This window comes from Acinetobacter sp. BIGb0196, from assembly GCF_011759595.1.
Lineage (GTDB): Bacteria > Pseudomonadota > Gammaproteobacteria > Pseudomonadales > Moraxellaceae > Acinetobacter > Acinetobacter guillouiae.
In genome coordinates this window covers 837749-856180 of sequence record NZ_JAAOZA010000001.1, presented here as the reverse complement: position 1 = coordinate 856180, position 18432 = coordinate 837749, and the positions used below count along the sequence as shown (strand labels likewise).

Below are 18432 nucleotides of genomic sequence, written 5' to 3'. Positions count from 1 at the left end.
CAGCTAGACCAGCTAGCGCTTTATATAGGAAATGAAGAAATATAGAAGATGAAACAGGAAGCCGTATTAGGTCTGCTTGATCTGTTGCGCCAGCTTCTGAATATTCATGCTAATCTCATCTGGAGTATGCGCTGCATAGCCAAACAATACCGCAGCTTTTTCATAAGGCTGTTGACAGTAGCGAGATAAAGGCTGAACAGCCAGATTAATAGCAAGACACTGATCAATAAAGCTTTGCTCAGTCCATGGGGCTTTTAGCCAACAAATCACATGAATCCCTGAGTCGGTTGGCTGAACAGTCAATACATCTGCAAGAAACTGTTGAATCGCAGCAATTAATGCCTGTTGACGTTCTTGGCAAGCTTTACGCACTTTACGTACATGGCGTGCATAATGCCCCTCTTTGATAAACAAAGCCAAAGCCGCTTGTTCTAAATAAGCACTCCGCGTATCGGTATAATATTTTGCCAGACTCAATGTTTCTATCAGCGATTCTGGAACCACCATAAATCCAAGTCGAAACTCAGGAAACATCATTTTAGAAAAAGTACCCGAATAGATCACTCTTTGCTGTTGGTCTAAGCCCTGTAAGGCTTGAATTGGGTGCGTTCCATATCTAAACTCACTGTTGTAATCATCTTCAAAAATCCATTTTTGCTGACTCGCTGCCCATTCCAATAGGGCCAACCGTCGACTTAAACTGAGTGTTCCACCTAAAGGGAACTGATGAGAGGGTGCGGTATAGATGAATTTACTTTTGGAATAATGCTGAATAATCTCAGCAATTTTCATCCCTTCGTGATCACTTGATACAGGATGAACTTGAATGCCAAAACTCCGAAAAATATTTAAAGCGGCATCATAGCCAGGCTCATCTAAACAGATCTGATCCAAAGGTTGTAATAATGCATAAGCTGCAAGGTGAATCGCTTGTTGGGTACCATTTACAATCAAAATTTGTTGTACATCGCATTTTAGCCCCCGCGTAGAACGAACATAATCACAAATAGCCTGACGTAAAGGCAAATAGCCACGACAATCATGAAACTGACCCAATTGCTGATGAGACTGACGCCAAGCACGCCCCAATAATTTCCCCCAAAGCAAATGTGGAAATAAATCGGTACAGCCAACACCAACATGAAATATTTTTTCACCCTGCCCAGATACATTTTGTTTCTGCCAAGCAGGTAATAAATTTGCGATATGCGGATTAATATTTAGCTTGTGACAGATGTCAGATGCAGATTCTGTCGCTATCTCTTGTATAGAAATTAATTGGTCAGGAATCAGCTCTGCGACATAAGTACCAGAGCTCGGCTTAGTCACAACATAGCCTTCATCCAGTAAACGATCCATTGCAGCCAAGACTGAATTTCTAGAAATCGACATCATTTCCGCCAAGACACGACTAGAGGGCAGTTTGGTTCCAGAAGCCAGGCGACCATCCAAAATTGCATCACGTAAAACGCTATATAACCCCTCTTTAATCACCCCTTTAGGCAAGATCAAATGGGGGAAATAAGCCGATGCTGCTGTCGCCATAAGTAAAACTGGTACTGTTAAAAATACTCAAAGTGTATCTTATTTCAATACCACAATCACACTTAAACTCATTTCTCCTCTTTCTTTCCCGATGACTGGAGAATACCTGTGGAAAATTTAGTGGTTCAAATTGTGCCTGTTGCACAACAAGACTATAAACAATGGGTGGAGTATTGGCTGGCTTATCAAGACTTTTACAAAGTGGCTTTATCCAATACTGTTACGCAAACCACTTGGCAACGTTTTTTTGATGATCAAGAACCGATATATTGTGCTGTTGCTAAACAAGCTGAGCATGTTCTCGGCTTTGTACATTACGTGATCCATCGCTCGACATGGGCCGAGGCCAACTTTTGCTATCTAGAAGACTTATATGTTTCTCCACAGGCAAGAGGTCAACATGTAGGCAAGCGCCTGATTGAATATGTACAACAGCAAGCGATTGTTCAACCCTGCGCGCGCTTGTATTGGCATACTCAACAAAGCAATCAAACTGCGCAAAAACTCTATGACTGGATCGCTGAAAAACCAGGGGTCATTGAATATCGTATGGCTTTAAATTAATCCATAAAAAACCAGAAACACAATGCTTCTGGTTTTTGCTTAAACCGTTCTAAAGTCAGTTCAACAAGATTCAAAATACTTTCTAAGTTTCTTGAGCATCATCAGCTCACAAAAACCTGGTACAACTTTTCAACAGTTTGACGGATTTCCAATTCGGTCAGGGCTGCAAAACCAAAACGAATATAGAAACTGTGATCAGAATGATGCCATTCCGAACCAAAATCATATTCAGAATCAATATGTAATTGTTTTAAAACCGTTAAAAACTGCTGTTGAAAAGGTAACTTAAACTTTACCCACAACGCCATGCCGCCTGCGGGTGGGGCTATTTCAACCCACTCCTCAAAAGTCTGCTGAAAAGCCCTCACAGCAAAGTCTCTACGTTGCTGATAAATCTTACGCATTTTACGGATATGCCGCTTAATTTCACCCTGCTGCATCAGTTCAGCCATTGCCAATTCAGTAATCGCATTGCCCTGTTTATCGATCAGCAAAATGTCTTGTTTCATCGCCTGAATAATTTGCACATTGGTCACCACATAACCAATTCTTAAACTGGGCGCAAACACTTTAGACAAAGAACCGATATGAATCACTTTGTCTGCTGCTGGTAAGCTAATTAACGGCGGAATGGGGCGGCTGTCATAATGAAACTCATGGTCATAATCATCTTCAATAATATAAAAATCAAAGGCTTTAGACAGCTCTAACAACTTTAATCTTCGATCCATAGACATCGTCACTGTCGTTGGATATTGATGATGAGGTGTGGTGTATACCGCAGCAACTGCATGGCTGGACAAAATTTCAGTTAAATGATCGGTATCTAGACCATGCTTATCCAAACGCACGCGAATAATTTGATAATGATTAGACAGGAATGTTTCCACTGCAGGTGGATAAGCCCATTGCTCTACCACAATAATATGACGCTGAGACTGATGTTGAGCCAGAACCCGCGCAGCTAGAAAAATCCCCATTTGACTGCCACGAACCACACAAATGTTTTCCATAGAGGTCTGTATAAAACGCTCCATAGACAACATTTCTAATAAGGCTTGACGAAGTTCTAAACTGCCCTGCGGATCTCCATATCCCATGGTTTGATGACGTGTTACTTGAATCAATGCATGCCGATAAGCCCGTGAAAACAATTCATACGGGATCAGCCGATTATCTGGCACACCATCATTTTTGATCAGCACCTGAGTTGGTAAAACTGGTGTGATATCGACCTGTTCGAGTGTAGGCGATGACTGCGCTTTTAAATCCGGTAAATTCTCAGAGACAAAGGTGCCTTGCCTAGCTTTTGAAACCAGCCAACCCTGTGCCTCCAAATCTTCATATACCGATTGTACGGTTTTTCGGTTAATCCCGAGTTCATCCGCCAGTGTACGTGAACCTGGCAAGCGTGTTGCCTGAGTAATTCTGCCAGATAAAATCTCTTGAATAATCTGATTTGCCAACTTTAAAAAAAGGGTCTTTTCTTCACGATCTTCTAAATGTAGCCGAATTTTCCAAGGCTGACGCATAACTCTCTGGCCCATATAAGTTTTAGAAACTGGATATTTTAATCCATCCACAGAATTTTTATTCTGTACTTAGGCGATGTGAAAATCAACTCAGCGAGAGGTTTTATTTATGCAAACGGCACAACTAGATAAACAGCAATTGATGCAAAATGCGCAGCAAAATATGCAGCAATTTATTCAAGATTCAAACTACACAGATCGACAAAAGTTGGCATTAACCTGCCGTATTTTATTTGACCACGGCCATGATGCTGGCTTAGCGGGACAAATCACTTGTCGTACCACGCAAGGCAATAGCTTTATCACCCAGCGTTTTGGTCTCGGCTTTGATGAAATTACCGCGCAAAACTTATTGGAAGTTGATGAAGATCTAAAGCCACTTGATCAACAAGGCATGGCAAATCCTGCAAATCGCTTTCATACATGGATTTATAAACAACATCCTGAAGTGAATTGCATTATCCATACCCATCCAACACATATTGCAGCGTTGTCGATGCTCCGTGTGCCCTTAGCGATCGCACAAATGGATACCTGCGCTTTATATGAAGACTGTTCTTTTGTGGAAGAGTGGCCGGGAGTCCCCGTCGGCAATGAAGAAGGTATTTTTATTTCAGAAGCCTTAGGTAAAAACCGCGCTGTACTGCTGTCACATCATGGTCAGCTGGTGGCAGGTAAAACCATTGAAGAGGCTTGCAACTTAGCCATTTTAATTGAACGCGCTGCCCGACTTCAGCTTTTGGCAATGGCTGCTGGACAAATTCAACCTATCCCACATGAACTGGCAAAAGAAGCTCATGACTGGGTCTCTACCAACAAGCGTAATAATGTCAATTTTGCCTACTATGCGCGTAAAGCTTTAAAAAATCATGCGGACTGTATCGAGGAGTAATGAAAATGAAATTAGAAGGCATTATTGCATACCCAATCACACCATTTCACCCAGACACACAAACTGTCGATGTGGATGCACTGACCATCACATTAAATGCTCTGCTGGAACAACAATGTAATGCGATTGTGCCATTGGGCAGTGCTGGTGAAAGTGCTTATTTATCTTGGCAAGAATGGCAACAAGTCGCACAAAAAAGTATCGAAGTCGTTAATCACCGTGTCCCGGTCATGTTGGGAATTTCTGAACTCACAACGGCGATGGCAATTCAAAAAGCCCAAAAAGCCGAGGAGCTTGGCGCTGATCTAATTATGGTGATCCCAGTATCTTACTGGAAACTCAATGATCAAGAAATCTATGATTATTATCAGCAAATTGCCGCATCGACCAAACTGCCGATCATGGTCTATAACAACCCAGCAACCAGTGGCGTAGATATGTCACCAGAATTGATCGTGAAAATGTTTCAAGAAATTGAGAATATTTGCATGGTTAAAGACAGTACGGGTGATATTCAGCGCATGCATAAATTTCATGAATTATCTCAAGGACAGTTGCCCTTTTATAATGGCTGTAATCCTTTAGCGCTTGAGGCATTTTGTGCAGGGGCAAGTGGTTGGTGTACTGTGGCGCCAAATCTACTCGGTCAGCTACCAAGTCAGTTATATCAGGCAGTCAAAGATGGTGATTTAGACCACGCCAAAGCCTTGTTTTATCGTCAATTGCCTTTGTTGCGCTTTATTGTACAAGGCGGCCTACCGAAAACAGTCAAAGCAGGTTTAAATGAATTAGGTTTTTCTGTAGGTGAACCAAGAAAGCCATTACAACATGCCACCCCACTGGAAGTTCAGCAATTGAAGTCGTTGATGGCCTTAGCAAAACAAGCGTAACCGATCGTCGTATGCGCTTGTGAAGTTATAAAATTGATCCGATAAACATGCTTTGTTGCATACATAGCCGATCCGCTGCTTTGACAGATTCTCATTTGACAAATACTCAAATAATAAGTAAATGTCATCCAGCGGAGTTTAAATCTAAGTGCAACAAAGCGGTTATTGCCACAGTAAATATCGGCATAACAAACAAATCAATTCCCAAATCAGCTTTCTAAAAACTAAATCCAAGGTTTAAATTGATACGATACAACCATTGGTCACTATAGGGTGAAACGGTCGAGCTAAAACCGGTTGAATTCATTGCACCACCAATAATATTGGCATTTTTCCCCCAAGTATAATCGGCCCACACCATAAAGGGTGACGCAATAAACATCATCCCAGTGGTATTCATTTGAGAATCCGACCAATCATCACGTTTCTTATCCATATAACTATAATCATTGTAGAAACGGATCGCTTTGAGTTTGCCCATATTTTGCATAGGTAAGGTATAGGCAAGATTTAAACTGGCAACTGTCGCTTCAGAGGCAATAAAATAAGCAGGGGTAAATCCATTATTCCCCATTAAAGTCATATCATTATTGACCCCGTCAGGGTTCTTTGCATCATATTGATAATGAATCACAGAGCTTTGTAAATTAAAGCGTTTGTAATTGTTATCGCTATGCACACCCACTGCGTAATATTGGCCATTTTTATCGGTGGTTTTATTATGCAATTGCGCAATTGCCCCCGATACCCCGACTTCCTGCTTACCCACCTTGGTGTCTAACTTGCGCACAATCCGCGTATTGAATTGATGGCGCTTTTCATTTTGATAAGCTTTTTGACTTGGAAATGCATTGTCGGCTAGGTCATCATAAGTGGCAATTTCGGGCGAATAGCGCAGATTGGTTGCCAGCATTTCTGGGTAATAGCCCAGTTTTACATCCCAGTCCTGATTATGAAAATTCCAGTTCAAACCTGGCGCAATGTTATTGCCATAGCCCAAAAAGAATGGGATATGGTAAGTCCAACCATTTTGCGGATAAGGATAAATCGCAAAAGGTTTATATACAAAGCCGGCTTCTAAACTATTCTGTTGATCTAAATTGTAGCCCACGTAGGCTTTTTCGATCGAGCGTTTCTCTTGGTCTTGAAACAAGTAGCTTGCATTAAAATAGGCATCGTCAAATTTACCTTTGACATCGACTCTAAAAATATCAAAATAGAGTTTGCCAAAGCCATCATTCGGTCCTTCCCAATTTTCATAGCGTTGGTTTAATCGCACCACGCCACCCAATTTTATAGAGTCCGTCTCATCTTCACTTTTCCATTCTAATGCTGAGCTTTGCGCCAAAACATTGGATGTGGTACCCAAATACAATGCTGCAAGTAGTATCGCGATAGCTGTCTTTTTCATAATTGCTTCCTTCCCTTGTGTTCCAACGATCCTGCTGGACTTTTGTTTTACCTATAAAACATAGTTTTTATTGTATTTTGAGCAAAAAAATTTGCTGGTGAATTTACTGAACATCCGATGCCAACATCGAATGTTCAACTGGGTTTAATAGAGTTTTTTCTGCGGCGGTCCTGCAAAGTTCAGTGGTCCAATCGAATTCATATCCAATTCGATCACACTTGGCCCTTGAAAATCGACTGCTTGTTGAATCACGCTTTTAAACTCATCTGCACTGCCCACTTTCCAGCTTTTCACTCCCATTGCTTCCCCTAAGACTTTATAATCTGGGGTATGCAATTCGTTGAAATATTGACGCCCACCAAAGTAATTCTTTTGAATACCACGCATTACGCCATAACCGCCATCGTTCATGATCATCAGCACCATGTTGGTATTTTCTTGCGCCATGGTGGCAATCTCACCGATACCGAGCATCAAACCACCATCGCCCACTAACCCAATCACTTTTTTATCTGGATTGGCAATCGAAGCGCCAATTGCCGTGGCTAAACCAAGACCAATTGCCCCTGCAAGTGAGTGAATATTTTGATTCGGTGCTTGTACTGGAAATAGTCGGCTGCCCCAAGTACTGCCTGACATGGTAATGTCACGTACAAAGATGCCATCTTGTGGCAGTGCCGCACGTAAGTGATCACAGATCAGTGCATATTGATCCAGCTGAGTACGCAGTGCCTCAATAGCGGACTGTTTTGCTGCAACAACCGCTGCATCATAATCTGCATCAACTTTTGAGATACCGCTTAGCCCTGTGAGCACACGTTGTAATACATCTTTGGCATCAGCACAAATGAAGTTACGAACTTTATAATTACGTTGCTGCGCCACTGGATTGGCATCAATCTGAATCAGATTATCAGGGAACTGCACCGAATAGGTTTTGGTTTCATTGCTGCGTAAACGCGAGCCCACTACCACCAATAAGTCAGCCTCTTTTAACAGTTGCTCAACCCCTGCTGAGTTATGGAATGCACCTAAACTGCGTGGATGCTCATCCGCTAACACACCACGGGCATGGGTAGAAGAAACAACAGGAATCCCAAGATCCGCAATGGCTTTCACTTCATCAACACTATTTAACGTGCCACCACCAATCCAGAAGATGGGGCGTTTGGCTTTTTTAACTTCTTCAACAATTAAATCAATTTCAACTTGCTCAGCCTGTGGTAATTCAAGCGCTTTGACAGGACCTAAATTCAATGGCAAGTCAATTTCTGCAGCTTGCACATCAATCGGTAGCTCAACGCTTACAGGCCCCATCGGTACTGTGGTTGCAACACGAATTGCTTCACGAATTACACCCACTGCATTGTCTGGGCTGGTAATACGAAATGCAGCTTTGCTTGAAGCACGTAAGAAGGTCAGTTGATCTTTGGTTTCATGGATAAAGCTGGCATCACGATCAAGATATTCACGTTCAACTTGCCCAGTTAAATGCAACACAGGACTCCCAGCATTCATCGCTTCAATCAATGAGCCTACTGCATTGCCTGCACCTGCACCGGTACTGGTCAAAGCAACCCCTAAACCTTTAAAGCGTGAGTGACCATCTGCCATCGTGACTGCACCTGCTTCGCCACGCGCTGCCACAAAACGAATTTTTTCACGACGCCCTACGGCATCTGCAATTGGTAGGTTATGAATTGAAATCACCCCATAGATACTTTCCACTTGGTGTGCTTCTAAAACACGCGCGATTGCTTCGCCTACATTTACACGTTCTGTCATTGTTTAATCCTCAAAAACTTTTTCATTCCATGAATTTATTATTCACACCAAGGATTTGGCTGTTCGCTTAATCCCATATAAATACTTTTTTGCTGCATATAAGACAAAATACCTAAACGCCCTTTTTCACGCCCGATACCACTTTCTTTAAAGCCACCAAACGGTGCCGAAATAGAGAATTTTTTATAGGTATTAATCCAGACTGTACCAACTTCCAAAGCACGTGCAATTTGCCAAGCTTTACGGTAGTTTTCAGTCCAGATTCCTGCTGCAAGCCCAAAACAACTGTCGTTGGCTTGGGTGATTAAATCAGCTTCATCGTGATACTTCATCACCACCAAGACCGGACCAAAAATCTCTTCCTGACAGGTTTGTGCAGTATTATTTAAGCCCGTGATGATGGTCGGTAAGTAATAACTTCCTTTCGCCAAATCACCATCCGTCAGCGCTTGACCACCCACTACAACCTGACCACCTTCTTGCTTGGCCAATTGCACATAGGCATCGACAGAAGCCAAATGCTTTGGATTAATTAAAGAGCCCAAATGTACATCCGCTGTTTCTGGATGTCCCACTCGTAAAGCTTTGGTAATTTCAACCAAACGCTTAAGGAACTGATCGTAAATACTGTGATGCACGAAGAGTCGTGAACCTGCAATACAGGCTTGTCCTGCGGAGCTAAAGATCCCATAAGCCACACCTTTAGCAGCCAATTCAATATCTGCATCAGGCATAACAATCGTAGGGGATTTTCCACCAAGCTCTAATGAGGTGGTAATCAATTTATCTGCGGCAAGATGAGCCAAATGACGCCCTGTAGTGGTTCCGCCAGTAAATGAAATTTTGCGGACCAAAGGATGCTTTACGATGGCATCACCAATTACAGAACCACGCCCCACTAAAACACTGAGTAAGCCTTTTGGCAGTCCTGCTTGTTCAAAGATTTTGGCGAGTTCCAAGGCAATTAAAGACGTTGCCTCTGCCGGTTTAAGGATCACCGCATTTCCAGCAGCAATGGCAGGGGCAAGTTTTTGAACTTCACTGGCAATCGGTGAATTCCACGGTGTAATCGCGGCCACCACACCGACAGGTTCATGCACACTCATGGTCATAAAGTCAGCCGCACGTTGTGTGGTGAGTTCATCATTCAGCGTTTCACATGCTGCGGCAACATAGCGTGCTGTCGCGGCTGCACTCATCACTAAACCACGTGTTTCAGCCAGTGGCTTACCATTATCACGGGTTTGTAATTTTGCAAGCTCATCTACACGCGCTTCAATAATCTCTGCCACTTTATACAAAATACGTGCACGTTCATGTGGCATGCTATTGCGCCAGCCTGCTTGTCGCCATGCCAAATCTGCTTTTTCAATTGCTTCATTGACATCATCTAAACTCGCTGTAGAAATTTCAGCATTTACAGATTGATCTGCTGGAAACAGACTTTGAATCGTATTGCCTTTACCTAATCGCCATTCACCTGCGATATAAATTTCCTTTACCATGATCAAATCCTTTTAAATCTGAATTGCTTCAACGCTATTGCGACATGCACGAATCACGCTAAGCGCAGCCAAAGTTGAGGTTTTGGGATTGCTTGCCAAAGGTACACCCACCAATTCAATAGTCATTTCACCAAACACGCCTTCTGCCACAATGGTGTGCTTGTTCTTATTGGTTTTTGGATCAACCGTAAGCTCAACCATGGTTTCATCCATGCCTAAACCTGCGAGTGCAATAGTTGCTGCAACATTGGCATTGGCTGGAAACTTCAGTGCTGCTTCTCTGGCTGTACCACGAAAAAAAACCATAGCTTCACTGACCTGATCGAGATCAACCAATTGTTCAGCATAACTGCCACGCCAACTCTTCGGACTTTTACAGCCTTTATAGGTAACCTTTTCCAAACCACCTTCTTTTGCCGCAGAGATACCATCGATCCCCGCAATCGCACCCGCTAAAAGATGTAGATGGGCATCGTGTTGTTCCGCAGTCTGTTTCAGTTGAGAGAAAAATTCGCTATCGGCTAAGGTTCCCACTGAAATCAGACCAATAGTCCATCCTTTCTCTAACACCTTTTGGGTATGTTCTTTTACCGCCGCTTGGCCTGCCACTTCGATTACATAATCAGGCGTGCCAAGGCATTGATCAATCGAACTAATTACCTGTACCTGAGCGGATACTTGTGCCTGTACTTTTTCAACACTGCGTGCAGGCACCACAATCCATTTAAGCTGTAAATCTTGTGGCATATGTGCGTACACTTCTGCTGCCATTGCACCGAAACCAATCATCATCAACTGTTTCATGGGCACACCTTATAAATGTTTGTTAAATCCACCAGAGACATCCAAGGCTGCACCCGTGGTATAGGATGCCAATGGTGAAGCCAAGAACACCAAAGCGTGTGCTGGTTCTTCAGGTTTACCTAGACGTTGCATTGGAATACCACGGTTTTTTGCAATATTGCCTGTCCACTGTTCCCATGACGCTTGGCTATCTGAACGTGTTTCAAAACGGCGTTTCCACTGTGCTGACTCCACCATGCCCAATAAAATTGAATTCACCCGAATCCCATATTGGCTAAATTCATGCGCTAAGGAGTGGGTTAAATTCAGCAAAGCGGCGCGTGCCGATGAAGTCGCGATCATGTGTGGTTCAGGTTGCAAGGCCAGTAAGGAATTGACATTGGTGATTGATCCACACGCCGAATTTTTTAAATCATCTAAAAATGCACGAACAGGATGCAAGACACTGAAATACTTCAATTCAATTTCTTTCATCCAATCTTCATCTTGGGTGTCTTCAAAATTGGATACACGCCCTTGACCTGCGTTATTGATCAACATGTCGACATTGCCTAAATTTTGATTGACCTGTTGTGCAAAGCGTTTTACATCTTGTTTGTCTAAAACATTGCAGGCTTGAGTAAAAATATGGGCTTGCGGATACTTTTCCAAAATATAATTTTTTGATTCTGCTAGACGCTGTTCATCCCGACCACACCATGCCACTTTGGCACCTTCTGCAACTAAAATTTCGACAGCAGCCAAACCAATGCCTGACGAGCCACCTGTTACTACTGCTACTTTTCCTTCAACTTGGAAGCTCATATTTTTCTCTCGTTTGAGTCTTAACGTGCCGATAAAATAATGTCGTTAAACTGTTGTGGTTGATCGACATAACTCAGATGACCTGCATCTGTAATCAAATGACATCGGCTCAATTGCATTTCTGCGGCAAGGTCTTGAATACCTTGTGCAGATGTAATTTGGTCCTGATCGCCTGCAATCACGACGCAAGGAACACGAATATCTGTTAAATAATTTCTAATTTCGTCATAGGCCAGCAAATACGATGCATGGGTAAAACCGTCTAAGGTCAAATCCTGCATCACTGCTGTGACCAAAGCCAAAGCTTGAGCGTCTTGTTTATAAATTAAATGCGGTCCACGACTTGCTGCCATGCCTGCATGACCTAAGCTTTTCAACAGCATTGGTCGTTTTTGATAAACCTGTGATTTGCTTTCCTCATCTGAACGTTGATAACCTTGTGCCACATTGGCAATCAGCAAAGTCTGTACACGTTCAGGATAAAGATGAGCAAAAGCACTGGCCTGTAAAGCCCCAAGGGAATGACCAACCAGAATGGCTTGCGAAATTGCCAAAGCATCGATTAAACCCAACAAACGTTGTGCATAATCTTCTGCATTCGGTTGCGCTGTATTTAAACCTTCCGATAAGCCATAACCCGGTGCATCCCAAGCAATCACACGAAAAGACTGATTCAGTACATCGAGCTGATTGATCCATGAAGCAGAACCCGAACTAATCCCATGTAGCAAAATCAACGGCTGGCCTTGACCCGCCTCACGATAGGCGTGTACTTGACCATCTACTACAATGGTTTTGACTGGATATTTGGCTAATCGATCAAGCAATGTCATGGCTGGATTCCTTTTTTGCTGTAAACCTGGGCTTTGTCGATTCAATCAACGTTTGATTTGCGACAATGGATGTTCTGGTGGATAGTTCGGAATAGTCGGTTTACCCGCACCTAACATCACACACATCAAGGCATCTTCCTGACCCGGATTAAACAAGCCACGGTAAATTCCAGGTGGAATTGAAATCAGATCACGCTCTTTAAGTTTGGTTTGAAATTTCTCACCGTTATGTTCGATAAACAGGTCAATCTCACCACGCAACATAAAAAACACTTCCTCAACATCATGATGAATATGCAAAGGCCCTTCGCACTGCGGAGGTAAAACCATGGTTGAAAAAGTGAAGTTTTCTGCTGGAACGGTGTTGCCATCATTGACTACGCCTGTTGCACCTGTGCCCATATAACGCATTTGGGCACGGCGATATTTGGGGTCATAGTCCGCTTGGAACTTCAAGGCATCAAAATCATATTTACGTGTTTCAAAACGTGCGATACGTGTATTTAACCAATCTTGTAAGCTTGTACCTTCAGGCTGTGACCATGATTCGAATTGTTGAGTAGTCATGTTTTAACTCCTAGATATCTTGAATTAATAACGTTTTAGTAAAGGAACCAAGAAGAACGATCCAATCACAGCAACTGCTGCTAAGAAGGTAATTCCTAAATTAAAACTGTGGGTTTGCATCACGATGTAACCGATCAGAACGGGTGCAATTGCACTGGCAAAATTACCCAGTCCATTAAAAATCCCACCCGCAGTCGCGCCCACATCAGCAGTGGTCACACGAGCAAGTAGTGCAAATATTGCTGCGACACCAAAGCCCCAAGCCATTGCGCTGAGAGACATTGCAACAATCACTAAAATTGGATCTGTCATAATGACCATGACATACATAAAGATGCCGGCCACCAATAAGCCACTAAAAACTTGAATGGCACGACGACCTAACTTGTCAGAAAGAAATGCACCAATCACTTCACCAATCAACATGGCGATAAATGGGAAACTTGAATAAATACCAAACTCTTTAAGGTTAAAGCCCTTGTCTTGAATCAGGTAGGATGGAACCCAACTGTTTAATCCCCACAGATAAGTCATCAGTGCAATATTAAAAATACACACCAACCAAAATGAACCGTTCTGTAATAGCACTTTGGTGTTGTGGATATGCCCTTTAAAATTGACACGTTTACTGGTCGATTCAAGCTCAATGGTTTTCTTGAGTTGTAAATTACGTAACCCAAACACAATCGCAATTAGTGCAATTACAGTTAAACCAGCCATCACAAAGAAGGTAGTATGCCAATCATGGTTTGCGAGAACAGCCGCGGTAATTGGAAAACCCAAGAAGGCACCGATCGGTGTACCCAACAAAAACATGGTGGAAGCACGTGCTTGCTGACGATCTGTATAGGTTTGTTTCACGATGGTATAAGCCAAGGCAAATAATGGGCCTTCAGCTAATCCAAGCAGAACGCGGAGAATCAACATCCCTGTATAGTTGGTGGTAAAACCCATACAGAACATGAGTATCCCCCAAGATAAGACGCTCCAAAACAGCATTTTTTTAGGGCTAAAAATATCGCCTAAGAAGCTTAAAAACACAGAGGAAAAACCATAAGCCAATAAAAAGCTGGTCATTAACCATCCAAGCTTTGCTTTGTCTTGGGCAATCCCCATCGCACCCTGAAAGTGCGGGTCCGCAAATAAGACTGCGATACTAATTTTGTCGAAAAATGCCAGAACGACACAGATCATCAGGACAAAAGCAGGAACCCAATGCTTCAATCCACTTTTCTCTTCATTACTCATATTTCATTCCTTCGATTGAGTCATGAACCGGATTTAATGTTTACGGTTTTAATTTCATTACATTAAATTCAGGGTCTGCTAATAATTTGGGGTCTAACACGGTATTGGATTGCATCCAGCGCTTTGCCAGTTTGACCAGTTTTGAGTCATTGATCGCAATCATGTTAATCAAACAGTTTTGCTCATCCAGATAAAGATAACAGCACTGATCTGCTGCGTTTTGACGTAGCACAATCTGCTTGGTTTTTTCAGGTTGGTAAGTCCCTAAAATCTGAATATTGTAGTGATACTGGTCTGACCATAACCAAGGAATATCCAGATATTCCGTATCCATACCTAACATTGACTTTGCCGTGGCAATGGCTTGATTTTGCGCATTGGCCCAAGACTGAATGCAATAGCCCAAACTTGGATGTGTCGCCACATCACCTGCGGCATAAATGTCTTGGTCTGAAGTTTGTCCAAAAGCATTGACAACAATGCCATCTTTAACGTCTAAACCCGCACTCACACCCAGCTCTTTGGCAATATCTGCACCCGCACCCACCACTACACAATCAAACAGTTCACTGGCATTTGGATGATTCACCACTTCAACTTGCTGTTGACCTGCTTCAATCAAATGCACATTTTTACTATTTAAATGGATCTGAGTACCTTGTTGTTGATGCATATTTTGCAAAAATTCAGATACATCAGGGCTAACGCTACGTGCACAAAGTCGATCACCGTATTCAAAAACATGCACTTGTTTGCCTTGTTTCCGTGCCGTTGCTGCAATTTCTAAGCCGATCCAACCACCACCAATTACTGCTAACTTTTGCGTATGTTGTAAGATTTCGGCTAAACGTTCGCAGTCTTGTACATTACGTAAAGTCACCACATTGGGAATAAATTGCCATGTATTGACTGGTACACGTGCTCGGCTTCCTGTTGCAATCAATAATTTGTCATAAGGCAAAACTTGACCGCTTTCTAAAACCACATGTTTTTGTTGGCGATCCACTTGTGTTGCCACAGCGGGTTTGTGCCACTCAATGTTAAAATCTTGCATCTGTTCAGCAGAGAACAGATGCAAACTGTCATAACTGGCTTCTTTGGAGAGGACTTGTTTTGACAGGGGTGGGCGTTCGTAAAATACCCGTTCCTCATTGGATACCACATGAATTTCACCTAGAAATCCATGTTGACGGAGTGTGCTTACTGCCCAACCCGCAGCTTGTCCTGCGCCAACGATGACTATTCTTTGCATAGCTTAATCTCCCTGTTCCAACTGCTTATACAGGTTTGACTTGGCGACGAGTATGGTCATCTAAACCACCTTCAACCGCCCACTCAGTAAAGAGTTCTAAACAATGTTCTTCAACACGTGGTTGCCATTCTTCCGTCAAATAATCATCATTGGTGTAGTATTCAAATGCACCACCCAAAGGTGAGTTGACATACCAGAAGTAAGCCGAAGAAATTGGATGACGACCCGGACCAATAAAAGTAGACCATTCAGAACGGTTCATGTTTAAGCCACCGCCAATCACTTCATGAATATCACGCACCACAAAGGCCACATGATTGAGTCCAGCAGGTTTATTGGGTACCGAAAGCAAAAACAAATCATGGTGATAGCCTTTGCCACGACAACGTAAAAAAGCACCACGATTACGATAAGCATCCGATAAGAAGAAACCGAGCTTTTCGATATAGAACGATTCTGTTTTTTCTAAATCTGGGGTAAAGAACACCACATGTCCAATCGCAACAGGTTGCCCTTTTTCATACACTGGACTGGCTGCATTGACACGAGTGATACTGCCGTATTGATTAATCCCTTCTGTTTTTAACGCAGGTAGCTCTTGGGTAAAGCTGGCTTGAAAGCGAATGGTCATCCCATTTGGGTCTAAGCATTGCAGCATGTCAGCCGTGGCTTGATAACCATCTACATCTTTCAGGCGAGTCGCTAAATCAGCCAAATCCTGTGCTGCATCATCCAAGCCCCAAGTCACTTCACGTAAGGTTGAACCTGACTCGATGGCCTGTGGTAGACGCGGATCATCACAATCAAATAAATAAATTTTACTACCATTCTGGGTTTGATAAAGATCCGTACCCTCAATATCTGATTGGCTTGGCTTTAAACCAAAATCTGCCAAAAATTTATTTGAAGCAGCCCGATCCTCAACGCCAAACTTTAAAATCTCAATCCCTGTAATCATGAAACAATTCCTTAATTAAAGACAAAACCACCATTTACGGGAATATTCTGTCCAGTCACAAATGAGGACAAATCCGAAAGTAAATAAAGTGCTGTTCCGTTCAGATCCTGTGGTAACTGCTGACGTTGAATCGCACGACCATTTACATATAAATCATGACGATCTTGCGGTACATATTCTGTTGCTTCAACCAGCGTCAATCCTGGAGAAAGCGTATTGATACAAATATTAAATGGCCCTAACTCTCTTGCCATCGAACGGGTCATTGCCAGCAAAGCACCTTTACTTGCAACATAAGCCATCAAGTTAGGTGCGCCCCATAAAGCCGTATCCGATGCCACATTAATTACCTTGCCTGCATCGGACTGCTTGAGATATGGCACACATGCTTTAGTGACCAACCACGTCCCTTTGACATTGATGTTCATGACCCGGTCCCATAGCTCGGCGTCATAATCCATCAAGCTTTTACCACCCACATTGGTCGCAAGTGCAGCGCAATTCACCAAACCATCTATTCCAGCTAAATGTTCAGCTGCTTGCTGAACAGCCTGTTGAATCGAATCAGCATTGGCCAAGTCAATCGTGACCGCAGTCACCTGTAGACCCTGTGCCTGCAATACTGCTGCTTCTTGTTGCACAAGATCTGTCAAGATATCCGCCATGACCACTTGAGCACCTGCTTCGGCAATGGCCTGTGCAAAGTCTCGTCCCAAGCCTCTTGCTGCGCCTGTAACAAAGACTTTCTTGCCCTGCAACAATGCGACATTAACCATGAACTTGTTCCTGCATTTCAATACGGTTTGAGCTATTCAAGCTCGCAATTTTCTTTAACTGCTTTTCCGCTTCTTTTTTCATTAAACGGCGTAAGCGGGATAAACCGACATCATGTTGATAGAGGAATTCATGTTGACGTGCGTTTGGCGCAAGATTTTCTAAAATAATTCGATCTTGTTCCAAGACATCCCAATGCAGTTTTTCTAAATGATTGCGATAAAGAAAACGCCAAACATTACGTTGCCAACCACTGACTTTACGACAACGCCAGAAGAAAACACGGGTATTTTGAGCATCAATCGGTGTGGCATAACCCACAATCCAAAACTCACCGCCTGGACCAAAATCTTTACGATAAGGAATCGAAAGACGCAACCAACTTGCACCAGTATTGGCATACTCAACCCAGTCAAAATTGACCCCTGTTTGCCCTTCTTTTTCGAAGACAAAACCATTTTCAGTTGAGCGGTGTTTCATTTCTGCAGTACGTTCGCCGTCCGCCATTGAGTGCGAGGTACAATGCAAATAGGTGCCATGCATTGGATCCATTACATTATCAATCGCATATTGATGATTGACCTTCCAATCTGCTTGGCATAGAAATGAACTCCACTCCCCACTCGCCAATTGCTCAGGAAAATCAAGTGGTTTAGCGACTTCATTTGGATCAATGCCAAACCACAGGAAAATTGCACCATGTTGCTCAATCACTGGGTAGCTTTTCACACAGGTTGTGCCTTTCATTGGACATTCATGTACTGCGGGTACATCTTCAACCTTGCCATCATGGCGAACTTCAACGCCGTGATACCAACATGCCACGCGATTACCTAAGTTCCAACCTAAAGAAAGACGCGCACCACGGTGCGGACAACGATCTTCTAAAGCATGCACCTGACCTTGGTCATCACGCCAAACCACGATATTTTCACCTAAACGGGTAATACCCACAGGATTGGCTGCGACTTCCCAACTTGCCAGTACCGGATGCCATTGATCACGTAAACCTAAATCTAAATACTCCTCAACACTCGGAGTCACTGTTACTGCTGCATTCATCACTGT

17 protein-coding genes are annotated in these 18432 nt (G+C 43.0%); 3 read left to right on the top strand and 14 right to left on the bottom strand.

The window, feature by feature from the left end:
- Window positions 1–66: 66 nt before the first annotated feature.
- Window positions 67–1545 carry a PLP-dependent aminotransferase family protein gene (locus FHR28_RS03970; protein ID WP_166781982.1) on the bottom strand — a complete coding sequence of 493 codons (1479 nt, stop codon included), beginning with the start codon at window positions 1543–1545 and terminating at the stop codon, window positions 67–69.
- Between the two features lie 108 nt (window positions 1546–1653).
- Here FHR28_RS03970 and FHR28_RS03965 point away from each other — a divergent pair, with 108 nt between their 5' ends.
- A complete protein-coding gene (locus FHR28_RS03965; protein ID WP_105713507.1) occupies window positions 1654–2109 on the top strand; it encodes a GNAT family N-acetyltransferase in 456 nt (151 codons plus the stop codon).
- 101 nt (window positions 2110–2210) lie between these two features.
- On the opposite strand, the gene FHR28_RS03960 is transcribed toward FHR28_RS03965, so the two are convergent.
- Window positions 2211–3641, bottom strand: a complete 1431-nt coding sequence (locus FHR28_RS03960) for a PLP-dependent aminotransferase family protein (RefSeq protein WP_105713671.1) — start codon at window positions 3639–3641, stop codon at window positions 2211–2213.
- Window positions 3642–3750: 109 nt separating this feature from the next.
- Here FHR28_RS03960 and FHR28_RS03955 point away from each other — a divergent pair, with 109 nt between their 5' ends.
- Both FHR28_RS03955 and FHR28_RS03950 read left to right on the top strand, forming a co-directional pair.
- Window positions 3751–4533 (top strand): aldolase, encoded by a 783-nt coding sequence (locus tag FHR28_RS03955; protein WP_004717605.1) that lies wholly within the window; start codon window positions 3751–3753, stop codon window positions 4531–4533.
- Between the two features lie 5 nt (window positions 4534–4538).
- The gene (locus FHR28_RS03950) at window positions 4539–5423 is read left to right on the top strand and encodes a dihydrodipicolinate synthase family protein (protein WP_105713506.1); all 885 of its coding nucleotides are present in this window, start codon (window positions 4539–4541) and stop codon (window positions 5421–5423) included.
- A 217-nt stretch (window positions 5424–5640) separates the two neighbouring features.
- On the opposite strand, the gene FHR28_RS03945 is transcribed toward FHR28_RS03950, so the two are convergent.
- From FHR28_RS03945 to FHR28_RS03890, 12 genes are all read right to left on the bottom strand, one after another.
- The gene (locus FHR28_RS03945) at window positions 5641–6834 is read right to left on the bottom strand and encodes a hypothetical protein (RefSeq protein WP_004717608.1); all 1194 of its coding nucleotides are present in this window, start codon (window positions 6832–6834) and stop codon (window positions 5641–5643) included.
- A gap of 144 nt (window positions 6835–6978) precedes the next feature.
- On the bottom strand, window positions 6979–8619 hold the full coding sequence (locus FHR28_RS03940; protein WP_151956917.1) for a thiamine pyrophosphate-binding protein: 1641 nt from the start codon (window positions 8617–8619) through the stop codon (window positions 6979–6981).
- Between the two features lie 38 nt (window positions 8620–8657).
- Entirely contained in the window at window positions 8658–10124 is a 1467-nt protein-coding gene (locus FHR28_RS03935) for an aldehyde dehydrogenase (protein ID WP_166781981.1), read from the bottom strand.
- Between the two features lie 12 nt (window positions 10125–10136).
- Complete coding sequence (locus tag FHR28_RS03930) at window positions 10137–10928, bottom strand: aspartate dehydrogenase (RefSeq protein WP_105713504.1); 792 nt, start codon at window positions 10926–10928, stop codon at window positions 10137–10139.
- A 9-nt stretch (window positions 10929–10937) separates the two neighbouring features.
- The gene (locus FHR28_RS03925; protein WP_166781980.1) at window positions 10938–11732 is read right to left on the bottom strand and encodes an SDR family oxidoreductase; all 795 of its coding nucleotides are present in this window, start codon (window positions 11730–11732) and stop codon (window positions 10938–10940) included.
- Between the two features lie 20 nt (window positions 11733–11752).
- Window positions 11753–12565 carry an alpha/beta fold hydrolase gene (locus FHR28_RS03920; RefSeq protein ID WP_166781979.1) on the bottom strand — a complete coding sequence of 271 codons (813 nt, stop codon included), beginning with the start codon at window positions 12563–12565 and terminating at the stop codon, window positions 11753–11755.
- A gap of 45 nt (window positions 12566–12610) precedes the next feature.
- Entirely contained in the window at window positions 12611–13132 is a 522-nt protein-coding gene (locus tag FHR28_RS03915; protein WP_004717620.1) for a cupin domain-containing protein, read from the bottom strand.
- Window positions 13133–13156: 24 nt separating this feature from the next.
- Window positions 13157–14380 carry an MFS transporter gene (locus FHR28_RS03910; RefSeq protein WP_004717622.1) on the bottom strand — a complete coding sequence of 408 codons (1224 nt, stop codon included), beginning with the start codon at window positions 14378–14380 and terminating at the stop codon, window positions 13157–13159.
- Between the two features lie 40 nt (window positions 14381–14420).
- Complete coding sequence (locus tag FHR28_RS03905; RefSeq protein ID WP_166781978.1) at window positions 14421–15632, bottom strand: NAD(P)/FAD-dependent oxidoreductase; 1212 nt, start codon at window positions 15630–15632, stop codon at window positions 14421–14423.
- A 25-nt stretch (window positions 15633–15657) separates the two neighbouring features.
- Window positions 15658–16590: a VOC family protein gene (locus tag FHR28_RS03900; RefSeq protein WP_004717628.1), complete on the bottom strand. Its 933-nt coding sequence runs from the start codon at window positions 16588–16590 to the stop codon at window positions 15658–15660.
- Window positions 16591–16601: 11 nt separating this feature from the next.
- Window positions 16602–17366 carry an SDR family oxidoreductase gene (locus FHR28_RS03895; RefSeq protein WP_166781977.1) on the bottom strand — a complete coding sequence of 255 codons (765 nt, stop codon included), beginning with the start codon at window positions 17364–17366 and terminating at the stop codon, window positions 16602–16604.
- Window positions 17359–18426, bottom strand: a complete 1068-nt coding sequence (locus FHR28_RS03890) for an aromatic ring-hydroxylating oxygenase subunit alpha (RefSeq protein WP_004717632.1) — start codon at window positions 18424–18426, stop codon at window positions 17359–17361. Before FHR28_RS03890 ends, FHR28_RS03895 begins: the two co-directional genes overlap by 8 nt.
- Window positions 18427–18432: the final 6 nt, after the last annotated feature.

Bases quoted from the DNA above. Each gene is read 5' to 3' on its own strand.
- FHR28_RS03950 (WP_105713506.1), top strand. From the start codon at position 4,539: ATGAAATTAGAAGGCATTATTGCATACCCAATCACACCATTTCACCCA.
- FHR28_RS03940 (WP_151956917.1), bottom strand. From the start codon at position 8,619: ATGACAGAACGTGTAAATGTAGGCGAAGCAATCGCGCGTGTTTTAGAA.
- FHR28_RS03890 (WP_004717632.1), bottom strand. From the start codon at position 18,426: ATGAATGCAGCAGTAACAGTGACTCCGAGTGTTGAGGAGTATTTAGAT.
- FHR28_RS03955 (WP_004717605.1), top strand. From the start codon at position 3,751: ATGCAAACGGCACAACTAGATAAACAGCAATTGATGCAAAATGCGCAG.
- FHR28_RS03900 (WP_004717628.1), bottom strand. From the start codon at position 16,590: ATGATTACAGGGATTGAGATTTTAAAGTTTGGCGTTGAGGATCGGGCT.
- FHR28_RS03895 (WP_166781977.1), bottom strand. From the start codon at position 17,366: ATGGTTAATGTCGCATTGTTGCAGGGCAAGAAAGTCTTTGTTACAGGC.
- FHR28_RS03910 (WP_004717622.1), bottom strand. From the start codon at position 14,380: ATGAGTAATGAAGAGAAAAGTGGATTGAAGCATTGGGTTCCTGCTTTT.
- FHR28_RS03920 (WP_166781979.1), bottom strand. From the start codon at position 12,565: ATGACATTGCTTGATCGATTAGCCAAATATCCAGTCAAAACCATTGTA.
- FHR28_RS03915 (WP_004717620.1), bottom strand. From the start codon at position 13,132: ATGACTACTCAACAATTCGAATCATGGTCACAGCCTGAAGGTACAAGC.
- FHR28_RS03945 (WP_004717608.1), bottom strand. From the start codon at position 6,834: ATGAAAAAGACAGCTATCGCGATACTACTTGCAGCATTGTATTTGGGT.
- FHR28_RS03935 (WP_166781981.1), bottom strand. From the start codon at position 10,124: ATGGTAAAGGAAATTTATATCGCAGGTGAATGGCGATTAGGTAAAGGC.
- FHR28_RS03970 (WP_166781982.1), bottom strand. From the start codon at position 1,545: ATGGCGACAGCAGCATCGGCTTATTTCCCCCATTTGATCTTGCCTAAA.
- FHR28_RS03960 (WP_105713671.1), bottom strand. From the start codon at position 3,641: ATGCGTCAGCCTTGGAAAATTCGGCTACATTTAGAAGATCGTGAAGAA.
- FHR28_RS03930 (WP_105713504.1), bottom strand. From the start codon at position 10,928: ATGAAACAGTTGATGATGATTGGTTTCGGTGCAATGGCAGCAGAAGTG.
- FHR28_RS03905 (WP_166781978.1), bottom strand. From the start codon at position 15,632: ATGCAAAGAATAGTCATCGTTGGCGCAGGACAAGCTGCGGGTTGGGCA.
- FHR28_RS03925 (WP_166781980.1), bottom strand. From the start codon at position 11,732: ATGAGCTTCCAAGTTGAAGGAAAAGTAGCAGTAGTAACAGGTGGCTCG.